Consider the following 18444-nt stretch of genomic DNA (forward strand, 5'->3'; position numbering starts at 1 on the left):
TCTAATAATTTCAGGTTCCGCAGGTGTTCGGTCGGCTTTAAGAATTTTTCTTGTAATTGGGGCATATGATGTTATTGAAATGATGTTCTAAAAATGAACGATGTTATTTTATATTAATCAGCTGCCCTTGTCAAGTAAAAAAAGAGGAGAGGTTGTAGGTCATAGCTGATAGGTCATCCTCTACGGGGAGGCTCCGCTTCGCTCCGCACTAGGTGATAGGTGACGTTTAAATATCGTCCCTCTGGATCCTGCGGTCAAGCCGCAGGATGACGCTTAAAAAACGGTCAAGCCGGAAAATGACATTGGGTATAAGTCATTAAAGAGTGTAGCCCAGGACTAGTCCTGGGCTACTGATAATTAGGGGGTAAGGATAGATGGATTGTTTTTAAACCAGGCTACTGTTTTTTCCAGGCCGTCTTTAAATTGGACATTGGGTTGGAGATTAAGGATGGTATGCATCTTGTTGATATCAGCATAGGTTTTAGCGACATCACCGCGTCTTTTGGGGGCAAAAACAGGTTTTATGTCTTTATCTAATATCCCGTTTAATAAAGCTACTATTTCATTGATAGAAATACTATTGCCACAGGCTACATTTAATGCTTCGCCGGATATACCAGGCGTTATGGCTGCTTTTAAATTCGCGTCTACGACATTGCCCACATAGGTAAAATCGCGGGACTGCTTACCGTCCCATTCTACAGTCGGCGGCTCATCTTTGAGCATCCTGAAGGTAAGTATAGGGATAACCGCCGAATATTTGCTCTCCGGGTTTTGCCTCGGGCCAAATACATTAAAATACCTTAAGCTAACAGTTTCTAATCCAAAAGTAGCGCTAAATGTCCGGCAATAGTGCTCGCCGGTGAGTTTAGAAACCGCATAGGGTGAAATCGGCCGGGGAAGATCTTCTTCTTTTTGAGGGAACTTATCTGTATCACCATAAATAGAACTGCTTGAGGCATAAACTACCCTCTTTACCCCCATTTCTTTGGCGGCCATAAGAACTCTTAGCGTGCCGGCTATATTTATATCATTTGTCAACACCGGGTCATCAACAGACTTTGGCACAGAACGAAGGGCCGCCTGATGTAAGATGTAATCTATGCCCTTACAGGCCTTTTTTAAATCCTCCGGATCTCTTATATCGCCTTCGATCAATTCTATTCTGTCCATAAAAGGGGCCAGGTTTTCGCGTTTACCGGTAATAAAGCTATCAATTACTCTAACCTGCTCATCCTGCTCAACAAGTCTTTCAATAATATTCGAACCGATAAATCCGGCTCCGCCGGTAACCAGATAACTTGCCATTAACTTAACCTCTTTCTTTTTAAAGTGTTACGATGTTGTTGGTTTTTATTCCTAAACGTCCGAAAATATTTCGTGTATCAAGAACAAGTCCGGCATTAGCGGCTAAAAATTTATAATCAAACCCCGTGTGATCGGTAACAAGCACCAATAAATCGCTTCCCCGGATGTTCTTTGCGGTACAACTGCATCTTTTAAGATTTATATCGTCTATTTTTAAATATGGGATATAAGGATCGCAGTAGGAAACCTTCACGCCTTTCTTCTTTAATATCTCAATAATATCCAATGCCGGAGATTCCCGAAGGTCGTTAACATCCTTTTTATAAGTAACCCCCATAATAAGTATTTTTGCTTTAGATATATCTACATTTTGCTGTATAAGAAGCTTCTCTGCCTGCTGACAAACATAATAGGGCATAAACAGGTTTGTTTTGGAAGCTAAGTCTATCATTTTTGTCCTGAAACCTACTTTACGCGCCTTCCAGGAGAGATACAACGGATCGGCAGGAATGCAGTGGCCGCCTATGCCCGGGCCGGGGTAAAACGGCATAAAACCGAACGGTTTTGTCTTGGCTGCCTCCACTACCTCCCAGGCGTTTATCTTGAGCTTGTTGCAAAGCATTGCAAATTCATTTATCAACCCGATATTTACGATCCTGAAGGTATTCTCCAGCAACTTCACTATCTCCGCCGCTTCAGCAGACGAAACCATAATAACCTTTTTTATTATCTTGGAGTAAATTTCTCTGGTAAGCTCACCGGCTTTTTTACTTATTCCGCCTACAACCTTGGGGATATTGGCCAAGCTATATTTCTCATTGCCGGGGTCTATTCTCTCCGGTGAAAAGGCCAGGAAAAAGTCTTTTCCTTCAACCAATCCGCCTTTTGAAAGAATGGGCAAAATTACATCTCTGGTAGTACCTGGATAAGTGGTGCTTTCAACTATAATAAGGCTTCCTCTTTTAAAATATTTGCCGATAGTGCGGGTTGCTTTCATAATATAGGAGATATTGGGTATTTTTGTTTTGCGCAACGGCGTAGGCACGCAAATTATGATAATATCGACTTCTTTTAGGATTTTATAATCAGGCTTAGGAAAGAAATTTTTTCTATCTATAGCACTTTTTATTTCCTGCTCCGGTATCTCCAGGATATATGAACGTTTATTTAAAAGTGTATTTAGCCTTTTTTTATCAGTGTCTATGCCAAAAACGTCAAATCCGGCCTTGCTAAATTCCAGGGTTATCGGCAGTCCTACATACCCCAATCCGATCACGGCTACTTTTGCGGTCTTGTTATTTATTTTTTCTTTTAATCCTCTTGCTATCATTTAATATCCTGAACCACGCTCGCCGATCCTGGGCTCGTTGTAAGTAGTACGTCCTTTTATCTCTATCTGAGGAAATGCCTTGAGCCGCAGGACAAGCCAGATAGTATCAGCGTCTTTTCTGTTCCAGGCCAACTCTCCTGTCCAGCAGTGAAGGTCACGTTGAATCCTGTATTCCTGTTCATTAAAATTTGCGCTCATGAAGTTATCAGCCTGATAACCCCAACGCTGATAAGCCCACACACGCCACTTGGAATTAAGCTTATAACTTGCCTGAACGGTCAGTTCATTGTCCATATGCCTTAAGTATCTATTGCCCACGCCAAAGCTCCATTTATCCCCGCCATTAGCTATTAAGTCGACGTTACAGGTCTCCATGGCTTTGCTGGTTATATTATAATCCGTATCGAACTGGCAGGTCAACCAATTATATGGTCTTAATTCTAAATCAACTTCAAGGCCGGAAATTTTGTTGGTCTCCGGAAAATAATCAATAGCCGTAAACAGGTTTACTAAATCGACCTTTTTTATTTCATCGTCAAATTTTCTTTTGGTTTGTAATTTGTTTTCCAGGCTAAGGGTAACAGCATTATAGTCGGTTATCCCGTCAATGCTGTCGAACACCAATATTTTATCCTGCTTTAGGCCGGGCTCTCTATATCTATAGTTATAACTTATTCCTGGTTCGACCAAGTGCCTTAATCCATTTATCCCCATATTTAAAAAATCACTTTCCAAATCAAAAACCCGCCAGAAACTAGTGCTTAAATCGAGGCCGCTGTAAAAAATAGCCCTGTTTAAAATACTGCCGTTTACATCCTCGCTGTACCATGTCTCTCTTGCTCCGGCATAAGGCGTGAAGTACAACCAGCCAAATAACTTGCTGGTATGGAAAAACTTATTAAAACTATCAAACCTTATCGCTTCATAATCTGAAAGTCCTGCTCTCCGATTATATAAGTTCGAGGCGCTGGTCTCTGTCTGGTAGTAAAATCTCGTATTGCCAATTCTTAAACCGGGGACATCTAATGAAACCTCGGGAAGTCTTTCTACTTGCGTGAAAAAATCATTAACCCTGCCGGTGGCAGTCAGATTAATGATATAATCGGGCCGTGATCTGGTAAAAGAAATGAATGATTCCGGCTCGCTTTCTTCTTCGTATTCACCCTCAAAAAAATCTTTAACAATGGTTCCATCGCTCAACTTATGATACTCGGCCTGAAATAAGGTATTATTATCTATTTGCCAACGATGCCGGTATTGAGCGCGGTATCTCTGTTCTCTTTCCCTTAAGCTTTCTATTAGTTGTTGATCCAAGTCATCAGCGTAATAAGTTTTAAGATGTCCTTCTCCGAAATTACGCGACCTATAATCATGATCTATACCGCCGGCCCATCCCCTTAACTCCCTCCAATCAGCATGAATATAACCCTGAGCGTTTTCATTCAGCCAGTAGCGATACTGGCCTAATGCAAATATCCCCCAATCCTTTTCACGGCCCGGAGTAATAGTTACCTTTGGCCTTTCATCTTTTAGAGAATGGGTATAAAACGGTATATAAAATACAGGGTATTTGTCTATATATATCACAACATTATAGGCAACTACTTTATCGCCTAAAAATATTTTAATCTTCTTTGACTGAACCCGATAATGCGGGGGGTCAAGCTCGCAAGTGCTGATATAACCATTGGTTATCAGGAATTCTTTATCTCCTACTTTATCGATCTCTTCACCCCTGCCATACCAGGGCTTGAATTCACCGCGGCCGTTTATAAGCTTGCCTTTTTTGGTCTCAAAATCATAATTTATCCTTTCAGCCCGAAAGGTATTTCCGTCTTGATATAAAGTAACATTTCCTTCCAGAAAACCCTGCTTGGCATCTAAACGGACAACTGCTTTATCGCAAGTCAATTTTATATCATTATAAGTAATAACTACATTACCTTCGCCAATTACTGTTTTTTCTTCGGTAAGAAACTCTATTTTGTCCCCGTTGCAGACAATAGATGAATCTTGCTGAGCATAGCCGGAACAACCGGTCAATAAATAAATACCAACCGCCAACCGCCAAACTCTTAACATTCTGGATTTACCTCTCATATATCTCTACCCTATTTCTCCCTTTGTTCTTGGCCCGGTATAACGCCTGGTCTGCCTTTTCTATTAGGGTCTTTGCCTTCTTGGCGTCACCGGGAAAACAAGCCACGCCGATTGAAATACTAAGCCTGGCTTGCTCCCCATAATAAGTCCTGAAAATATGATTATCTGCGGCCCACCTAATTCTTTCGGCAACTTGAACTGCACCTTTTTTGTCTGTCTGGGGAAGTATAACCGCAAATTCCTCCCCTCCGTACCTGCCTACCAAATCAACGCGTCTTAAGCTATTTTTGAGAATTTCCGTTATCTCCTGAAGGGCAGTATCTCCCGAAAGATGCCCATACCGATCATTATAAGCCTTAAAATAGTCAATATCGATCATAAAAAAGGATAATTTAAATTTATGCCGCAGAGAACGCTCCATTTCAGCATTATACATTTCCAAAAAGTGCCGGCGGACATAAGCCTTTGTCAAGCCGTCCATTATCGAAAGTTCCTGTACTACCTCATACAGCTCTATCTTTTTCATCTCCAACGCCAGTTGCCCTGCTAAAATTAAAAACTTATCAAAAACATCTCCTTTAAACCCCTCCAGCGTTAGGATTGCTATAATCTTATTCTCTACAATTAACGGTACTGCAATGAAAGATCTGATTTCATGCGGAAGAGCAAGCTTTATATCGGAACTATAAGCCCTGCCCGGCGAAACAAAGATAGGCTTCCTTGTTTTTAGTAAAAGCCTGACCACATTTTGGTCAAAGCCTCCAACATCTACCTCGGTTGGCCTGGCCCTTAATTCTTTATCCAGCATTGTCGCTTTTCTTCTTTCTTTAAAGGAAATTTCTTCCTGGATAGGATCTCCTTTTTGAATCTCATAAATTTTCTCAATCAAACCATGGTTTTCTACTTCAGCAATTAAAATCAATTTACTCTTTTTAAAATCAAACGTTCTTCGTATGACCCCGCTCAAAATAGTAAATATTTCAGAGAACTCCAAAGCCGTACCCATATCTTTAGTAACCTCATAAAGTGAGGCAATCTGCAGAAGATCATAGTCTAATTGCGTATTAAGACTATTCATCTTTTTGGTCTTTTCTTTAATCTTTAAACACTCACGCTTGATCTTGGTTGAGCTATCCTGAAATAGAAGCTTTTCCCTTTGCTCTAAGTAATAAAGGTAATAAACAAGTGCAGCAGTCATAACGGCTGAAATAAAGCCGACTATAAATAACATACGCAATTTCTTCCCTGTTCTTTTGCTTTATAAAGCGCTTTATCGGCCGCAGCAATAAGTCTTTCAGCATCCAAGGCATCTTGAGGAAAACTAACCACTCCAATTGAAACAGAAATTTTGGTCTTTTTTCTTCTTAAAAGAAATACCTTTTTACCTATTATTTTCCTAATATCCTCAGCAACAATTACTGCCTGCTCTTTGTTTGTATCGGAAAGTATTACAGCAAATTCTTCTCCTCCATATCGGGCCACCAGGCCATTGTTGCCAATTTTTTCCTGCAGAATACCGGCTATACCTTTTAGAAGAATGTCTCCAGCTGTATGACCATATTGGTCGTTATACTTCTTAAAATAATCTAAATCGCACATCAAAACAGACACCATAATTTTGCTTATCTTTGCCCGTTCACACTCTTCTGCCAACTGTTTTTTAAAATAAGTCTGAACATACAAAGAGGTTAAGCCATCTCTGATAGCCAATTCCTCGGTCCGTTGATAAAGAAGGGCATTTTCTATAGCTACCGAGACCAAACCGGAAATAATGTCCAACAACCTCAAGTCATTGGGAGAAAAGACATAACTGCTTTGATCGTTTATGCGAAGCAGGCCTACCATTCTTTCCTTGCTGATTATCGGAGCAATTATCAAAGACCGGTAATTTTGCTTGCCCGGATTAAACCGGAAATCTTTCTGGGTATCTGTAATTATCAACGGCTGTTTCTGCCTTAAGACCCAGTGATCAAATATATCCCCTTTCTTTCTGAATTCCAATTTAGTAATCTTAGAGTTCCTTTGCTGGCTTAATACTGAAAAACCTCCTTTTTTTCTATAAACCAGAGACAAAAAATACTCTTCTCCTTTGCCAATAACCTTAAAGGTCTGAACAAGTATTACCTTAGATAATTCTTCTAACGACAATGTGGAGCTCAAATCTTCAGTTACATTCTTTAAAGTAGAGTAACGCTGAAGCCTTTTGTTAAGCGTTTGATTTACAACTTCTTCTTTTTCATATTCCAGGATAAGCTTTCTTTTTTTTTCTTCCATTTTTTCTAACTTGACTTCGTTTAACCGCCTTATTCTCCTAATCCGTTGCCAGAAAAACCCCATAATTAAAATAATCCCTGAGCAGATAAGAAAAATATGTAATTTAGACGGGATGGCGCTGCTAAAAGACAAGGTAAGTGGGCAGGTAGCCATTAAGAAAGTCTCTAATTTAAATAATGGTGTCTTGGGTCTTGGGATCAAAGAAGTGAGCCTTGCTCATGTCAAATACTAAATCTATATCCTGGCCTATTTCGGCCCGCTCATCGGTTCCTGTAGCCATTCGGGCAATAAAATTGTGTTTGCCGCTGGTTAAATGCAAATAGACTTCAGAACCCATGGGCTCTATTACTTCACAAGTGGCAGCCAGAGTATTTTCTGGAGAGGCATCAGGGGTAAACAATTTATCATAAATATCTTCCGGTCTTACTCCAAAAATAACAACCTTATCCTGATAATTAGACATATAAGGTACCATTTCTTCTACAATCTTTATTCTAAAATTACCTTCATCAAAATAAAAATCTCTATCCTTTTTAATAATACTTCCTTCCATAAAATTCATCGGCGGTGATCCGATAAAACCAGCTACGAATTTATTAACCGGCTTAAAGTAAAGTGTAATTGGGTCAGCTACCTGATTAATTAAACCGTCTTTTAAGATAACTATCCTATCGCCCATGGTCATAGCCTCGATCTGATCATGCGTAACATAGATCATAGTTGCCTGCAGGCGGTTGTGAAGTTTTCTGATTTCCGTCCTCATCTGAACCCGCAGTTTTGCATCTAAATTGCTCAATGGTTCATCAAATAAAAAGACATAGGGCTTGCGGACAATTGCCCGGCCCACGGCTACTCGCTGTCTTTGACCGCCGGAAAGCATTCTTGGCCTTCTATTCAATAAATTCTTCAGGCCCAGTATAGTAGCAGCATCGTTAACCCTTTTATCTATTTCTTTTTTAGGATAACGGCGAAGTTTCAATCCGAAAGCCATATTGCCATAAACATCCATATGTGGGTAAAGAGCGTAATTCTGAAAAACCATAGCAACGTTCCTGTCTTTAGGCGGAGTATTATTAATTATCTTATCGCCGATGTAAATTTCTCCGCTGGTGATTTCTTCTAAACCCGCTATCGACCTCAAAAATGTTGACTTCCCGCAGCCAGAAGGCCCTACTACGACTAAAAACTCTTTATCAGCTACTTCAATATTTATATCTTTTATTGCCTGGACATTATTAGAAAATGCCTTGCTTACGTTTTTTAATCTTACTGTAGCCATATTCCCTCGCTATTTATATAGTTGATAATTATACCACATTTCAAACTAATGTCAAAAGAAACCCAATAAAAGATTTAAGGTCTGTTTTAGGCTTCGGCGATCAACAATCATATCTATCAGGCCATGCTGTAATAAAAATTCAGAAGTCTGAAATTCTTCTGGCAGCCTCTGCCTGATGGTCTGTTCTATCACCCTTGGCCCGGTAAACCCGACCAGAGCCCCAGGCTCAGCAATAATCACATCACCTAAAGAGGCAAAGCTTGCCATTACTCCGGCCATCGTTGGATTGGTAAGAATAGATACAAATGGTAATTTCGCCTGGTTATACTTGCTTAACGCAGCGCTGGTCTTGGCCATCTGCATCAGGCTGAACATCCCCTCATACATCCGCGCCCCGCCGCCTGACCCTGAAACCATTATAAGCGGCAGTTTGTTATTGATAGCCAGTTCAGTTAATCTGGTAATTTTCTCACCTACTACCGAGCCCATAGATCCCATGATAAAACGGGCATCGGTTACCCCAAAAGCTACCTCTCTACCATCAATTCTGGCCCGGCCGACAACACATGCTTCGGTTAAACCTGTCTTTTCCTGGTCTTCTTTTAACTTTTGCTTATATGTTTTTACCCCTTTAAAATCAAGGACATCGACTGTTGTTAAGCCTGTCTCATGTTCAACAAAACTGTCCGGATCCAACAGAACGTTAATCCTTTCCTGCGCGCCCAGGGTAAAATGATAGCTGCATCTGGGACAGACCATAAGGTTTTCCCTCAAGCTTTTATAAAATATAGCCCTCCCGCAATCCTTACATTTTGTCCAAAGTCCTGCCGGAACCCCTTTTCTTTTCTTTCCAAATGGTGACATGTTTTTTAAAGTATTTTGGATCTGCCTTCGGTCAACCTCTGGTTTACGAAACCGCTGTCCTTGAATTATGTTCAGGACAACGTTCTAATTTTTAGAGAGCTGGCGAGTGGAGTTGAACCACCAACCTGAACTTTACGAAAGTCCTGCTCTGCCATTGAGCTACGCCAGCATCAACACAAATTCATTTTTATTCTTGCGTCACTCTTATTACTTCTTCCAGGGTAGTTATGCCCTGTTTGGCCTTATCCATTCCATCTTGGCTTAATGTCTTCATTCCCGCTGCAATGGCCTGTTTCCTGATTTCCTCTATCGACGCATCTTTTTGGACCAAAATTTTTATCTCATCGGTAACCTCTAATAATTCATAAATTCCAATCCTGCCTTTATAACCTGTCCCATTGCAATCATCGCATCCTTTACCTTTGTAAAATTTAGTTTCTGAATTAGGTTTGATATCTAAATCATCAAGCAAGTTTTTTTCCGGCTGATGGGAAATTTTACAAGAAGAACATATTGTTCTGACTAATCTCTGGGCTAATATACACAACATCGAGGAAGCCATTATGTTTTTATCAAGACCCATATCTTTTAATCTGGTTATCGCGGTTGGGGCATCATTAGTATGTAAAGTTGAAAGAACAAGGTGTCCGGTTAAAGCAGCCCTGAACGCCATGTCTACGGTTTCTTCATCTCTGATCTCACCAATCATTATTACATCCGGATCCTGTCTTAAAAAAGAGCGTAAGGCGGCGGCAAAATCAAGACCGATCTTAGGGTTCACCTGGGCCTGGTTCACATTCTCCAAGAGATACTCTATCGGATCTTCTATAGTAAGAATATTCTTTTCCGGAGAACTAATTCTATTTAATACCGCATATAAAGTTGAACTTTTTCCGGAACCGGTAGGACCGGTAACAAGTATTATACCGTGGGGAATTTTAATCAATTTCTGAAATTTTTTAAACCCATCTGAGGAAAACCCTAATTCTTCAAGCTCCAGAAACGAAGTGGTCCTGTCGAGAATGCGCATAGATACACTCTCGCCATAAGCCATGGGGAATACCGCTATCCTTAAATCAATCTGTTTACCCGCTACTTCTATGCTAAATCTTCCGTCCTGAGGCTTGCGCCTTTCAGCTATATCCAATCCTGCCAATATTTTAATTCGGGGAACTACCGGCAGGTGAATCTGCATCGGCACAGAAACAATATCGTATAATATTCCATCTATTCGGAAACGAATCCTTAATTTATTCTGTAGCGGCTCAATGTGAATGTCGCTGGCCCTGCTTTTTAATGCATCGAAAATCATCTGGTTTACAAATTTAATAACCGGAGGTTGTTTGGCAAGGCTTGTCAGCATATGCGACGTTACGGTTGTCGAAGGGGCATAAACCAGTCCCTGTTCGGTGATTGGCTTTATTATGTCATCTAGAGTGCTTCCCAGCGTATAAGCCTGCGTTATGCCTTCTAAAATCGCCGTTCTTGTGCTCATTACAACCTGGATATTCCTAAACCCGGTCCTAACCCTTATTTCATCGACAGAAATAATATCCTGCGGATCTGCCATAGCAATAGTCAGGGTATCTTTAACCTTATAAAGAGGCAATAGGTGCAGCCGCCGGGCTGTTTTCTCATCAACGATATTCAAAACCGCCGGGTCTATTATAAAATTTCTCAGGTCCAAAAAAGCTATTCCTATTTCCTCGCTTATAACTTCGGTAATTTCCTCTTCAGTAACAAATTTCTCTCTTATAATAAATTCCTCGATTTTCTCGCCAGCCTTTTCCCTGGCAGACACTATTTGGGACAGTTGTTTGTGGTTGATTTTTCCTTTTTCCAGCAAAATCTGTTCCAGATTCTTTTTAAATTTCATAATTTTTTGCCCGTTTTAGTTATAAGCCGTCTGATACATTCCAGTAATTCCTCTGCTTCAAAAGGTTTGGTTATATAAGCGTCAGCATTAACCTTTTTACCCCATTCTCTATCATCTCTTTGACCAAGCGCTGTTAACATAATAATAGGTGTTTTATCCATTGTCTTATCAAATTTTAATAAACGGCAGACCTGGTAACCGTCTAATTTAGGAAGCATAAGGTCCAGAATCATCAAATCAGGCTTTTCCTCTCTGGCCTTCTTGAGTGCTTCTTGGCCATCAAAGGCAGTAATAACCTGATAATGATTTGCCTCTAATCTCGTCTTTAACATCTCAACTAACCGCTGTTCATCGTCTACTACCAGTATTTTCTCATTCATTTTAAACTCCCGGTTTTTTCGGCAAGCTGAATATAAACTTACTACCTTTATTTAATTCTGACTCGGCCCAAATTTTTCCTCCGTGCATTTCAATGAAGCTTTTACAGATAACCAGACCTAATCCTGTTCCTTTTCCCCGGTAAACTCCTTTCTGGCCGAATTGCGCAAATTTACTGAATAACCTTGGAATGTCCTCCCTGGCTATTCCTATACCGGTATCTTTCACCACGATCTCCACTTTATCTTCTTTATTCTTTACTTCTACTGTTATTTTTCCTTTTTCTTTGGTAAACTTATAGGCGTTGAATATTAAGTTTAAAACGACTTGTCTGATCTTTTCTGCGTCCAGAGAGATTTTTATATCGTTTTGAGGAACAATGCTCGTCAGTGAAATATCCTTATCCTTAATCAGATGCTTAAATCCATCAATAACTTTATTAACGAGCCCGGATATACCTATCGACTCCTTGTTAAGTTCGACTTTACCGGCTTCAAGCCTTGAAATATTTAAGAGGTCGTTTACTATTTTGTTCAAACGGTCTATTTCCTCAATAGATATGGCTAAATACTTCCTCTGTTTATTATTAATCTCGCCAGTTACTCCATCCAGGACCTGGGAAACCCCTTCCCTGATAGAAGATAAGGGTGTACGTAATTCATGAGATACAATCGAAACAAAATCGCTTTTCATCTGGCTGACTTTTCTAAGTTCCTCATTTGCCTTTTTAAGTTTTCGGTCATATTCTTTAGTTTCGGCCTCTAAGCGCTCTCTTTCTTTCTTTTCTTCGTACCTCTGGAGCGTTCTTTTAACAACCAAAGAAGTTCCTCCCCTAAAAGCCTCGTCCTTTAACATATAATCATAGGCTCCGAGTTTCATTACCTCCACAGCAACTTTTTCGCTGCCCGCACCGGTAGACATTATAACCGGTATATCTATATTTTTTTCTTTAAGCTTGCGCATAAAGTCTACACCGGTCAATCCCGGCATTTTATAATCTACTATAATCACATCGAATCTATCCTTAACCCCGGCTGCCTTTTCTAGACCCTCCGTTGCCGTTCGGGCAGATTCTATCTTTATCTCAAAATCCTCAATTGCTTTAAGAGCCTCGGCCATTATCTCTCTATCTATCGGACTGTCATCTATATGAAGTATTTTTATCTCTCTCTTCGCCATTTATGCACCTTGTTTCTGTTATGTCCTATACTATTTTTTAGGAACCGTAAAATAAAAAACGCTCCCTTTGTCAGTTTCTGATTCGACCCAGATTTCTCCTCCGTGAGATTCCACTATTTTTTTACAGATAGTTAGGCCCGCACCTGTGCCTTTTTGGTCATCAGGCTGTAATCTTTGAAATAGACCAAATACCTTTTCACGATATTCTTCCGGGATCCCTTTTCCGTTGTCTTTGACATAAAATTTGAACTTTTCATCATTAGATTTTTCGCAACCTATTTCCACCTGCGGATTTTTCTTATCGTTATACTTAACAGCATTAGTAATCAGGTTAGTGAAAAGCTGAGATATCCTTACTTTTTCATATTTAATTGCCGGGAGTTTAAGAATTTTAAGATCGACTTTTCTTTCCTTGAGACGCAAGAAAAGATCTTCTTTTATCTCATTTAAAAGCTTGTTTAGTTCTATATTCTCGGGAGGTTTTTTCCAGCGGCTTATCCGGGAAAGTTTTAAAAGGTCTTTTATCAAAACTTCCATTTTGTCCGCCGACTTTTTTATAAGCTCAATATAGTGCTTTGCCTGTCCGTCTAATTTGGACTTGTATTTATCATCCAGGAAACCAGTAAAAGCAGCAATGCCTCGCAAAGGTTCCTTTAAATCGTGTGAAACAACATAAGTAAAATCATCCAGTTCTTTATTGGATCTTTCTACCTCGATAACCTTTTGTTCAAGTTTATCTCTGGCTTTTCTTAAATCCTGGCTTATGGTATTTAAATCTTCAATCATAAAAAGCATTGCTTTATCGCCTTTTTCAAGTTTTTTTATTTTTTCTTCCAGGTCTTTCCTGGTTTTGGACAGGTCGTCTAAAAGTTTTTTATGTTCTCTAATGTCCCTTGCCGCTAAAATAGCGCTGGTATCCTTTCCCTCGGAATCTTTAAGTAAAGCTCCATTAAGACTTACCAGGATAGGATTACCCGTATTGCTTTTAAATTCTATTTCCAGATTCGATATAATCTCTCCCTGAAAAATCCTGTTTTTAAAAATCTTTAAACCTTCGAACTTCGGTGTAAAAAAATCATCCAGAGGATGTTTTAATATCTCATTCTGAGTATAACCCAGCAACCGACAGGTAGCGTTATTCACCTTTTTAATCCTTTCGTTGCTATCAATCACCAGCAATGCATCATTCATATTACCAATAATATCGTCAACGTAATCCTTTGAAAAAGTCGTCAGGCGTAGATTCTCAGTCATCTGCTTAAAAGCGTTTGCCAGCTGGCCAATTTCGTTTTTATCGTTCAATGCCTTAACATCTCCCATATCTATATCTAAATTCCCGTGGGCAGCGCTGTTCATTTTACTAACCAGTTGTTTAAATGTATTTGTCATCGCCGATGTAAAAAAGTAAGCGATCGTTGAACCTAACATTATCGCTGTAATGCAGACAAGAACTATCTGGTTTCTTATACTATTTATATCTTCGAAAAACTCATCCAGATAAACAGAAGTACCTATAATCCAATTCCAGGGTTGAAAATAAACATAAGCCATTGCTCTCAGCCTGGGAAACCGTTTATCTTTGTCTTTCCATAAATAAGTCATTGCCCCAGACTCATCTTTTTTCAGATTAGGCGCGCTTTCAATTATTTGTTTGATGAATCGTTTTCCTTTGTAATCCTTCATCAAAAGAACATTTTCGCCATCATCCTTCCTGCTTTTTGATAAAATATAACGGCCCTCATCCTCTCCCTGGCCGTCAATAATATAGACATATCCCGTCTTGCCTATCTTTTGTTGTGCCATCAAGCTCTTTAGTTCTTCTTTTTTTATATCTTCAAAGTCCTTCGCAAGCAAATCTTCAGGATAAATAGTCACTCCTACAACCCATTCTTTCTCGGGAATGTGCATCACGGCAACAAACTTCTTCCTGGCTGACTTCTCTCCGCTATCCTTCCAAACGTAACTATCATAATCAATTTTATCTTCCTTTAAGACTTGCCCTTTTTTAATAATATCCTGGATAAAAAATCTTCCTTTACTATCTTCTGCATACCAAATATTAGCCCGATCCATTTTTCTTTCTTTAGAAAGAACATAATTCCCTTTATAATCGAGTATATAAACATAGCCGGTCTCACCAATAACCGTAGATGACAATAATTCCTTCAATCTCTCTTCAGACAGTTTATCTGCTAATTTGCCAAATTCTAATTCTAATTCATCACTTGCCACTCTGACTGCACCATCAACAAGGTTTTTGGCGCCTTCCACCCTCCCTCCTGATTTTACAACACCCATTTCCTTTTTATATTTCTTTAATGCTGCTGTTACTGATTTAGTATCCAAGCCAATTATTGAACTTGCCTCGGTAATAAGTTTCTTCATATCTTTGATAGCCAGATCGAAATTTTCAACATACGTATTAAACTCCCGCCCGGCGAAACCGTAAAGAAGCATATTTTTCTCATATTTTCTGGCTCGGAGCAACGGCTCCTTTAAGGCGACCGATGTTGGGTCTTTTCTGAGATGATTATTTATCAGTTTTAAAATTCCCGAGGCCTGAGAAGTTACAATATTCCTGGTTCTACCCCCAGCAGCCTTTTTATTTTCCTCAATTAAATCATAATATGCCTGGGTGACAACCAGCCAATCGGAAGATTGAGTCTTTAATGTCACAATAATATTGTTCAATATGCCTTGCCTTGCGCTATTATAACTCATTATACCTAACATAATTACCGGCAGGGTAACCAGTAAGATAGATATTAATATTAACTGCCATTTTATATCGATATCGCCGATCTTCATTTAATTTTTACTTTTCAGCTTTTGTTTTATCTTTTTCCTGAAGTTGTTTCCGCAAACGCTCTATTTCTTTCTTCATCTCTTCCATCCTGAGCTCTCTGTTTACCGTAGCCTCCCTGAATCTTTCTAATTCATTCACTTTTTCTTTCAGTTCTTTTGTCCTTTTCTCTATTTTCTGTTCTAAACCCTCGTTCAGCTCTTTTATCGCATTGGAAGTCTTCACGCGTTCTGTATTATCCATCATAGAAAAAATAAATCCCTCGTCAAGATCATCTCTATTGATAGCCTGCATAATCACCAAAGTGGGAACACGGTGTCCATCCCGATGGACATAATCATACTCATAACTAATACGTCCTTTTTTTACTATATCTTTATAGATAATTTCATTGTTAACTCTTTCAAATTCTTCCCGGTTTGGATAAATAAACGCCATCGACGGTTCATCCAGCCATTTTTCCAACGGCCAGCCTAAAATACCCTCTGCTGCCTTACTTACCCAAATGGCTTTACTTTTTTTAATAAAAAATGTCGCGGCTGGAGAACCTCCTAAGATTGCGGCTAAAAGTTTGCGAGATTTATCTGTTTTGTCATCTTCTTTTCTGTATCTTAACATCTCAACTGTGTCCTCCATCCTTTCTTCGGTATTTATTGAAAACAAGGCTAACAGCTCCTAAATCGCCGACTTTATCTTTAAGTTTAGAAGGGACTATCTGACAAACCTGATAGGTCTTTCCGAATGCCTCTTTTTTAGCGCTTTCTTTCATTGGTTTAAACAAGAGTTCGCCGGCTAAAGAAACTCCCCCGCCGATTACTACCATTTGAGGATTAATTAGATTAAGAACGTTAGCTACACCTATTCCTAAAAATCTTCCTGCTTCCTGAAAAATTTGCTTAGCCAGCTCATCACCCTTCTCGGCCGCCTGGCTGACTATTCTGGCAGTAATGGAGCTGCTATTGCCGGCTAATTTTAAAATAAGCGAAGACGGTTCAAACTTAACTTTTTCTTTGGCCTTTCTGGCTATTGCAGTTCCGCTGGCCAGCGCCTCAAGACAACCACGCTTGCCGCATTTACACTTTGGGCCATCCACCAAGACAACTGTATGTCCTACTTCAGCGGCATCAAAGCTAGCCCCATGATAAACTTTACCCCCGATAATAAGTCCCCCGCCTATACCCGTACTGACTGTAAAATAAAACATATCACCTATGTCTTTACCTGCCCCAAAAATCTTTTCTCCTAAAGCAGCGGCATTAGCATCATTATCCAATATAACCGGCAAATTAAATTTCCGGCTAAATATTTCCTTTAAGCAAACATTGTTCCAACCGGGCATATTGGGCGTATTAAGAATTACGCCTTTTATCGGATCCAAAGGTCCCGGGGCGCCAATACCCATCCCCTCTACTTCAGCCAGGGTAATATCCAAGCGCCTTAACAACTCTTTTATATTTTTGATTATCCTCTTAAGAGTCTGACTCGACCCTTTTTGGGTTTCGGTGGGGAATAATGACTTACCTAGTATTCTTCCTTTTTTTGTTCCGATTACACATGATGTCTTGGTACCGCCTATATCTAAACCAATGATATATTTTTTCACGCTCTATCGTTCTCCGCTCCTCTTCCGTTTTACAGAAAATAAAATGGTGCCGAGAGTCAGAATCGAACTGACCACGCCGGGCTTTTCAGGCCCGCGCTCTACCACTGAGCTACCTCGGCACATTAAGAAGTTTATTTAATGTAATTGTCCTCCGCCAATTAAGATCTTTTAAAAATCTTTCAAAAACCTGATGGGTCGTAATGCAATCACCCATTGCCCGGTGGCTTTGTTCAATCTTAATTCCCAGGAACCGGGCTATGCTACCCAGACTGTTATTAGAAAAATTGAAGTGCTTCCTGGCAAGCGTCAAGGTATCAATTATCTGATAATCAGGAAGCCTAAGTCCGGCCTCCTCAAGCTCAACCTTAAGAAACCTTATATCAAACAGCGCGTTATGACAAACAATAACTGCATCGTCAAACATCTTTAACACCTGACCGGATATCTGCTTAAACTTTGGCTTTCCATCCAGCATTTTTTGAGTTATGCCGTTTACCGCATAAGCCGCCGGGGAAAGTGCTCTTCCGGGGTCTACCAAACTATGAAAAGATTCCAGGTGCTGACCGCTACGAGTCCTCAATACAGCCACTTCGCAAATCTTATCTCCCTGACCTGGTTCAAGACCGGTAGTCTCTAGATCAAAAAAGGCAAAAATGACATTTTCTAACGCTAAATCATCTTTATCATTCACTTTTATTTATAGGAATATTTACCCAGTAAATTCATAAGTTTTTCTGCTTCGGCCGGAGGTGTTACCTTTCCGCTTAACAAGATATCTCTGGGAGTAACATCCTTACCATAAAAAATCCGATTAGAGTCATTGTTAGGCGTTATTATTGCTCCTTTTAGCGCCACACCCGCAAACAGACCTTTTGTTCTTGAGTAAGAAAAAATTCCTGTCTTAAGCATGACATCACCGCTCATCTCTGCATCTCTTCCTATCGGACCTGCAGCAACCGCGGCATCTGCGCCAAGTGAAAGCTTGCCCCGAAGAAGACCATCAACAGCTTCTTCGCCGCTAAATACCAAAATTAGATCTATCGCCTGTCCTCCTATTTGAAGGCCCCAGCTTACTCCTCCGACCGTGAAAAAGGCCGGCGGACCCCACTTACCTGTTTTCCGGTCATGGTGTAATATAACCCCTTGGCCATATCTTCCTCCCCAGATAAAGCCGCCTTTAAGCACAGTGGGAAAAATAGCTATTCCTGTGCAATCGGAAAACATTTGTGTAGGTATACAACCTTCGGGCATCTGCATCATTTCGTCAATAACAGTGATCGAGCTATCAAGCTTTGTCACTAATTTTTCCCGGTTCGAGCAAAAAGCCTCGTTGGGAAAAACCAGCAGCACTGAGATCACAACAAGCACTGCTGCATAAAAAAATACTTTCTTCATACTTCCCTCCTCTTAAATGAGTCCCGAAGATTCGGGACGAATTAAATCCTGAGTC

15 protein-coding genes and 2 tRNA genes are annotated in these 18444 nt (G+C 40.0%); all 17 read right to left on the reverse strand.

What is annotated here, in order from left to right; genetic code table 11:
* Positions 1 to 357 precede the first annotated feature (357 nt).
* The 17 genes from U9Q08_03470 to U9Q08_03550 all read right to left on the reverse strand — a co-directional run bounded on the left by U9Q08_03470 (position 358) and on the right by U9Q08_03550 (position 18389).
* Entirely contained in the window at positions 358 to 1308 is a 951-nt protein-coding gene (locus U9Q08_03470) for an SDR family oxidoreductase (protein MEA3328775.1), read from the reverse strand.
* Between the two features lie 19 nt (positions 1309 to 1327).
* The gene (locus U9Q08_03475) at positions 1328 to 2638 is read right to left on the reverse strand and encodes a nucleotide sugar dehydrogenase (GenBank protein MEA3328776.1); all 1311 of its coding nucleotides are present in this window, start codon (positions 2636 to 2638) and stop codon (positions 1328 to 1330) included.
* Complete coding sequence (lptD, locus tag U9Q08_03480) at positions 2639 to 4720, reverse strand: LPS assembly protein LptD (GenBank protein ID MEA3328777.1); 2082 nt, start codon at positions 4718 to 4720, stop codon at positions 2639 to 2641.
* 7 nt (positions 4721 to 4727) lie between these two features.
* Complete coding sequence (locus U9Q08_03485) at positions 4728 to 5969, reverse strand: sensor domain-containing diguanylate cyclase (GenBank protein ID MEA3328778.1); 1242 nt, start codon at positions 5967 to 5969, stop codon at positions 4728 to 4730.
* A complete protein-coding gene (locus U9Q08_03490) occupies positions 5957 to 7165 on the reverse strand; it encodes a sensor domain-containing diguanylate cyclase (GenBank protein MEA3328779.1) in 1209 nt (402 codons plus the stop codon). The genes U9Q08_03485 and U9Q08_03490 overlap by 13 nt, the downstream gene beginning before the upstream one ends.
* 16 nt (positions 7166 to 7181) lie before the next feature.
* On the reverse strand, positions 7182 to 8291 hold the full coding sequence (ugpC, locus tag U9Q08_03495) for a sn-glycerol-3-phosphate ABC transporter ATP-binding protein UgpC (GenBank protein ID MEA3328780.1): 1110 nt from the start codon (positions 8289 to 8291) through the stop codon (positions 7182 to 7184).
* 51 nt (positions 8292 to 8342) lie between these two features.
* A complete protein-coding gene (gene accD / locus U9Q08_03500) occupies positions 8343 to 9155 on the reverse strand; it encodes an acetyl-CoA carboxylase, carboxyltransferase subunit beta (GenBank protein ID MEA3328781.1) in 813 nt (270 codons plus the stop codon).
* A 97-nt stretch (positions 9156 to 9252) separates the two neighbouring features.
* Positions 9253 to 9324: transfer RNA gene (locus U9Q08_03505), tRNA-Thr, on the reverse strand.
* A gap of 18 nt (positions 9325 to 9342) precedes the next feature.
* Positions 9343 to 11031, reverse strand: a complete 1689-nt coding sequence (locus U9Q08_03510; protein MEA3328782.1) for a GspE/PulE family protein — start codon at positions 11029 to 11031, stop codon at positions 9343 to 9345.
* On the reverse strand, positions 11028 to 11411 hold the full coding sequence (locus U9Q08_03515; protein MEA3328783.1) for a response regulator: 384 nt from the start codon (positions 11409 to 11411) through the stop codon (positions 11028 to 11030). Before U9Q08_03515 ends, U9Q08_03510 begins: the two co-directional genes overlap by 4 nt.
* Position 11412: 1 nt before the next feature.
* On the reverse strand, positions 11413 to 12588 hold the full coding sequence (locus U9Q08_03520; GenBank protein ID MEA3328784.1) for a hybrid sensor histidine kinase/response regulator: 1176 nt from the start codon (positions 12586 to 12588) through the stop codon (positions 11413 to 11415).
* A gap of 30 nt (positions 12589 to 12618) precedes the next feature.
* Positions 12619 to 15396, reverse strand: a complete 2778-nt coding sequence (locus U9Q08_03525) for a Cache 3/Cache 2 fusion domain-containing protein (protein MEA3328785.1) — start codon at positions 15394 to 15396, stop codon at positions 12619 to 12621.
* 7 nt (positions 15397 to 15403) lie between these two features.
* Complete coding sequence (locus tag U9Q08_03530) at positions 15404 to 16009, reverse strand: PAS domain S-box protein (GenBank protein MEA3328786.1); 606 nt, start codon at positions 16007 to 16009, stop codon at positions 15404 to 15406.
* Between the two features lies 1 nt (position 16010).
* Complete coding sequence (locus U9Q08_03535; protein ID MEA3328787.1) at positions 16011 to 16994, reverse strand: ROK family protein; 984 nt, start codon at positions 16992 to 16994, stop codon at positions 16011 to 16013.
* 44 nt (positions 16995 to 17038) lie between these two features.
* Positions 17039 to 17113, reverse strand: a tRNA-Phe gene (locus U9Q08_03540).
* Positions 17104 to 17685 carry a 3'-5' exonuclease gene (locus U9Q08_03545; protein MEA3328788.1) on the reverse strand — a complete coding sequence of 194 codons (582 nt, stop codon included), beginning with the start codon at positions 17683 to 17685 and terminating at the stop codon, positions 17104 to 17106. The genes U9Q08_03540 and U9Q08_03545 overlap by 10 nt, the downstream gene beginning before the upstream one ends.
* 2 nt (positions 17686 to 17687) lie before the next feature.
* Positions 17688 to 18389 (reverse strand): lipid-binding SYLF domain-containing protein, encoded by a 702-nt coding sequence (locus U9Q08_03550; protein ID MEA3328789.1) that lies wholly within the window; start codon positions 18387 to 18389, stop codon positions 17688 to 17690.
* Positions 18390 to 18444 lie beyond the last annotated feature (55 nt).

It is taken from the genome of Candidatus Omnitrophota bacterium (genome assembly GCA_034717435.1).
Classification (GTDB): domain Bacteria; phylum Omnitrophota; class JAUWXU01; order JAUWXU01; family JAUWXU01; genus JAYELI01.

Coding starts and splice junctions, on each gene's coding strand:
- lptD (MEA3328777.1), bottom strand. CDS start 4,720: ATGTTAAGAGTTTGGCGGTTGGCGGTTGGTATTTATTTATTGACCGGT.
- U9Q08_03520 (MEA3328784.1), bottom strand. CDS start 12,588: ATGGCGAAGAGAGAGATAAAAATACTTCATATAGATGACAGTCCGATA.
- U9Q08_03515 (MEA3328783.1), bottom strand. CDS start 11,411: ATGAATGAGAAAATACTGGTAGTAGACGATGAACAGCGGTTAGTTGAG.
- U9Q08_03475 (MEA3328776.1), bottom strand. CDS start 2,638: ATGATAGCAAGAGGATTAAAAGAAAAAATAAATAACAAGACCGCAAAA.
- ugpC (MEA3328780.1), bottom strand. CDS start 8,291: ATGGCTACAGTAAGATTAAAAAACGTAAGCAAGGCATTTTCTAATAAT.
- U9Q08_03530 (MEA3328786.1), bottom strand. CDS start 16,009: ATGTTAAGATACAGAAAAGAAGATGACAAAACAGATAAATCTCGCAAA.
- accD (MEA3328781.1), bottom strand. CDS start 9,155: ATGTCACCATTTGGAAAGAAAAGAAAAGGGGTTCCGGCAGGACTTTGG.
- U9Q08_03510 (MEA3328782.1), bottom strand. CDS start 11,031: ATGAAATTTAAAAAGAATCTGGAACAGATTTTGCTGGAAAAAGGAAAA.
- U9Q08_03550 (MEA3328789.1), bottom strand. CDS start 18,389: ATGAAGAAAGTATTTTTTTATGCAGCAGTGCTTGTTGTGATCTCAGTG.
- U9Q08_03525 (MEA3328785.1), bottom strand. CDS start 15,396: ATGAAGATCGGCGATATCGATATAAAATGGCAGTTAATATTAATATCT.
- U9Q08_03470 (MEA3328775.1), bottom strand. CDS start 1,308: ATGGCAAGTTATCTGGTTACCGGCGGAGCCGGATTTATCGGTTCGAAT.
- U9Q08_03490 (MEA3328779.1), bottom strand. CDS start 7,165: ATGGCTACCTGCCCACTTACCTTGTCTTTTAGCAGCGCCATCCCGTCT.
- U9Q08_03485 (MEA3328778.1), bottom strand. CDS start 5,969: ATGTTATTTATAGTCGGCTTTATTTCAGCCGTTATGACTGCTGCACTT.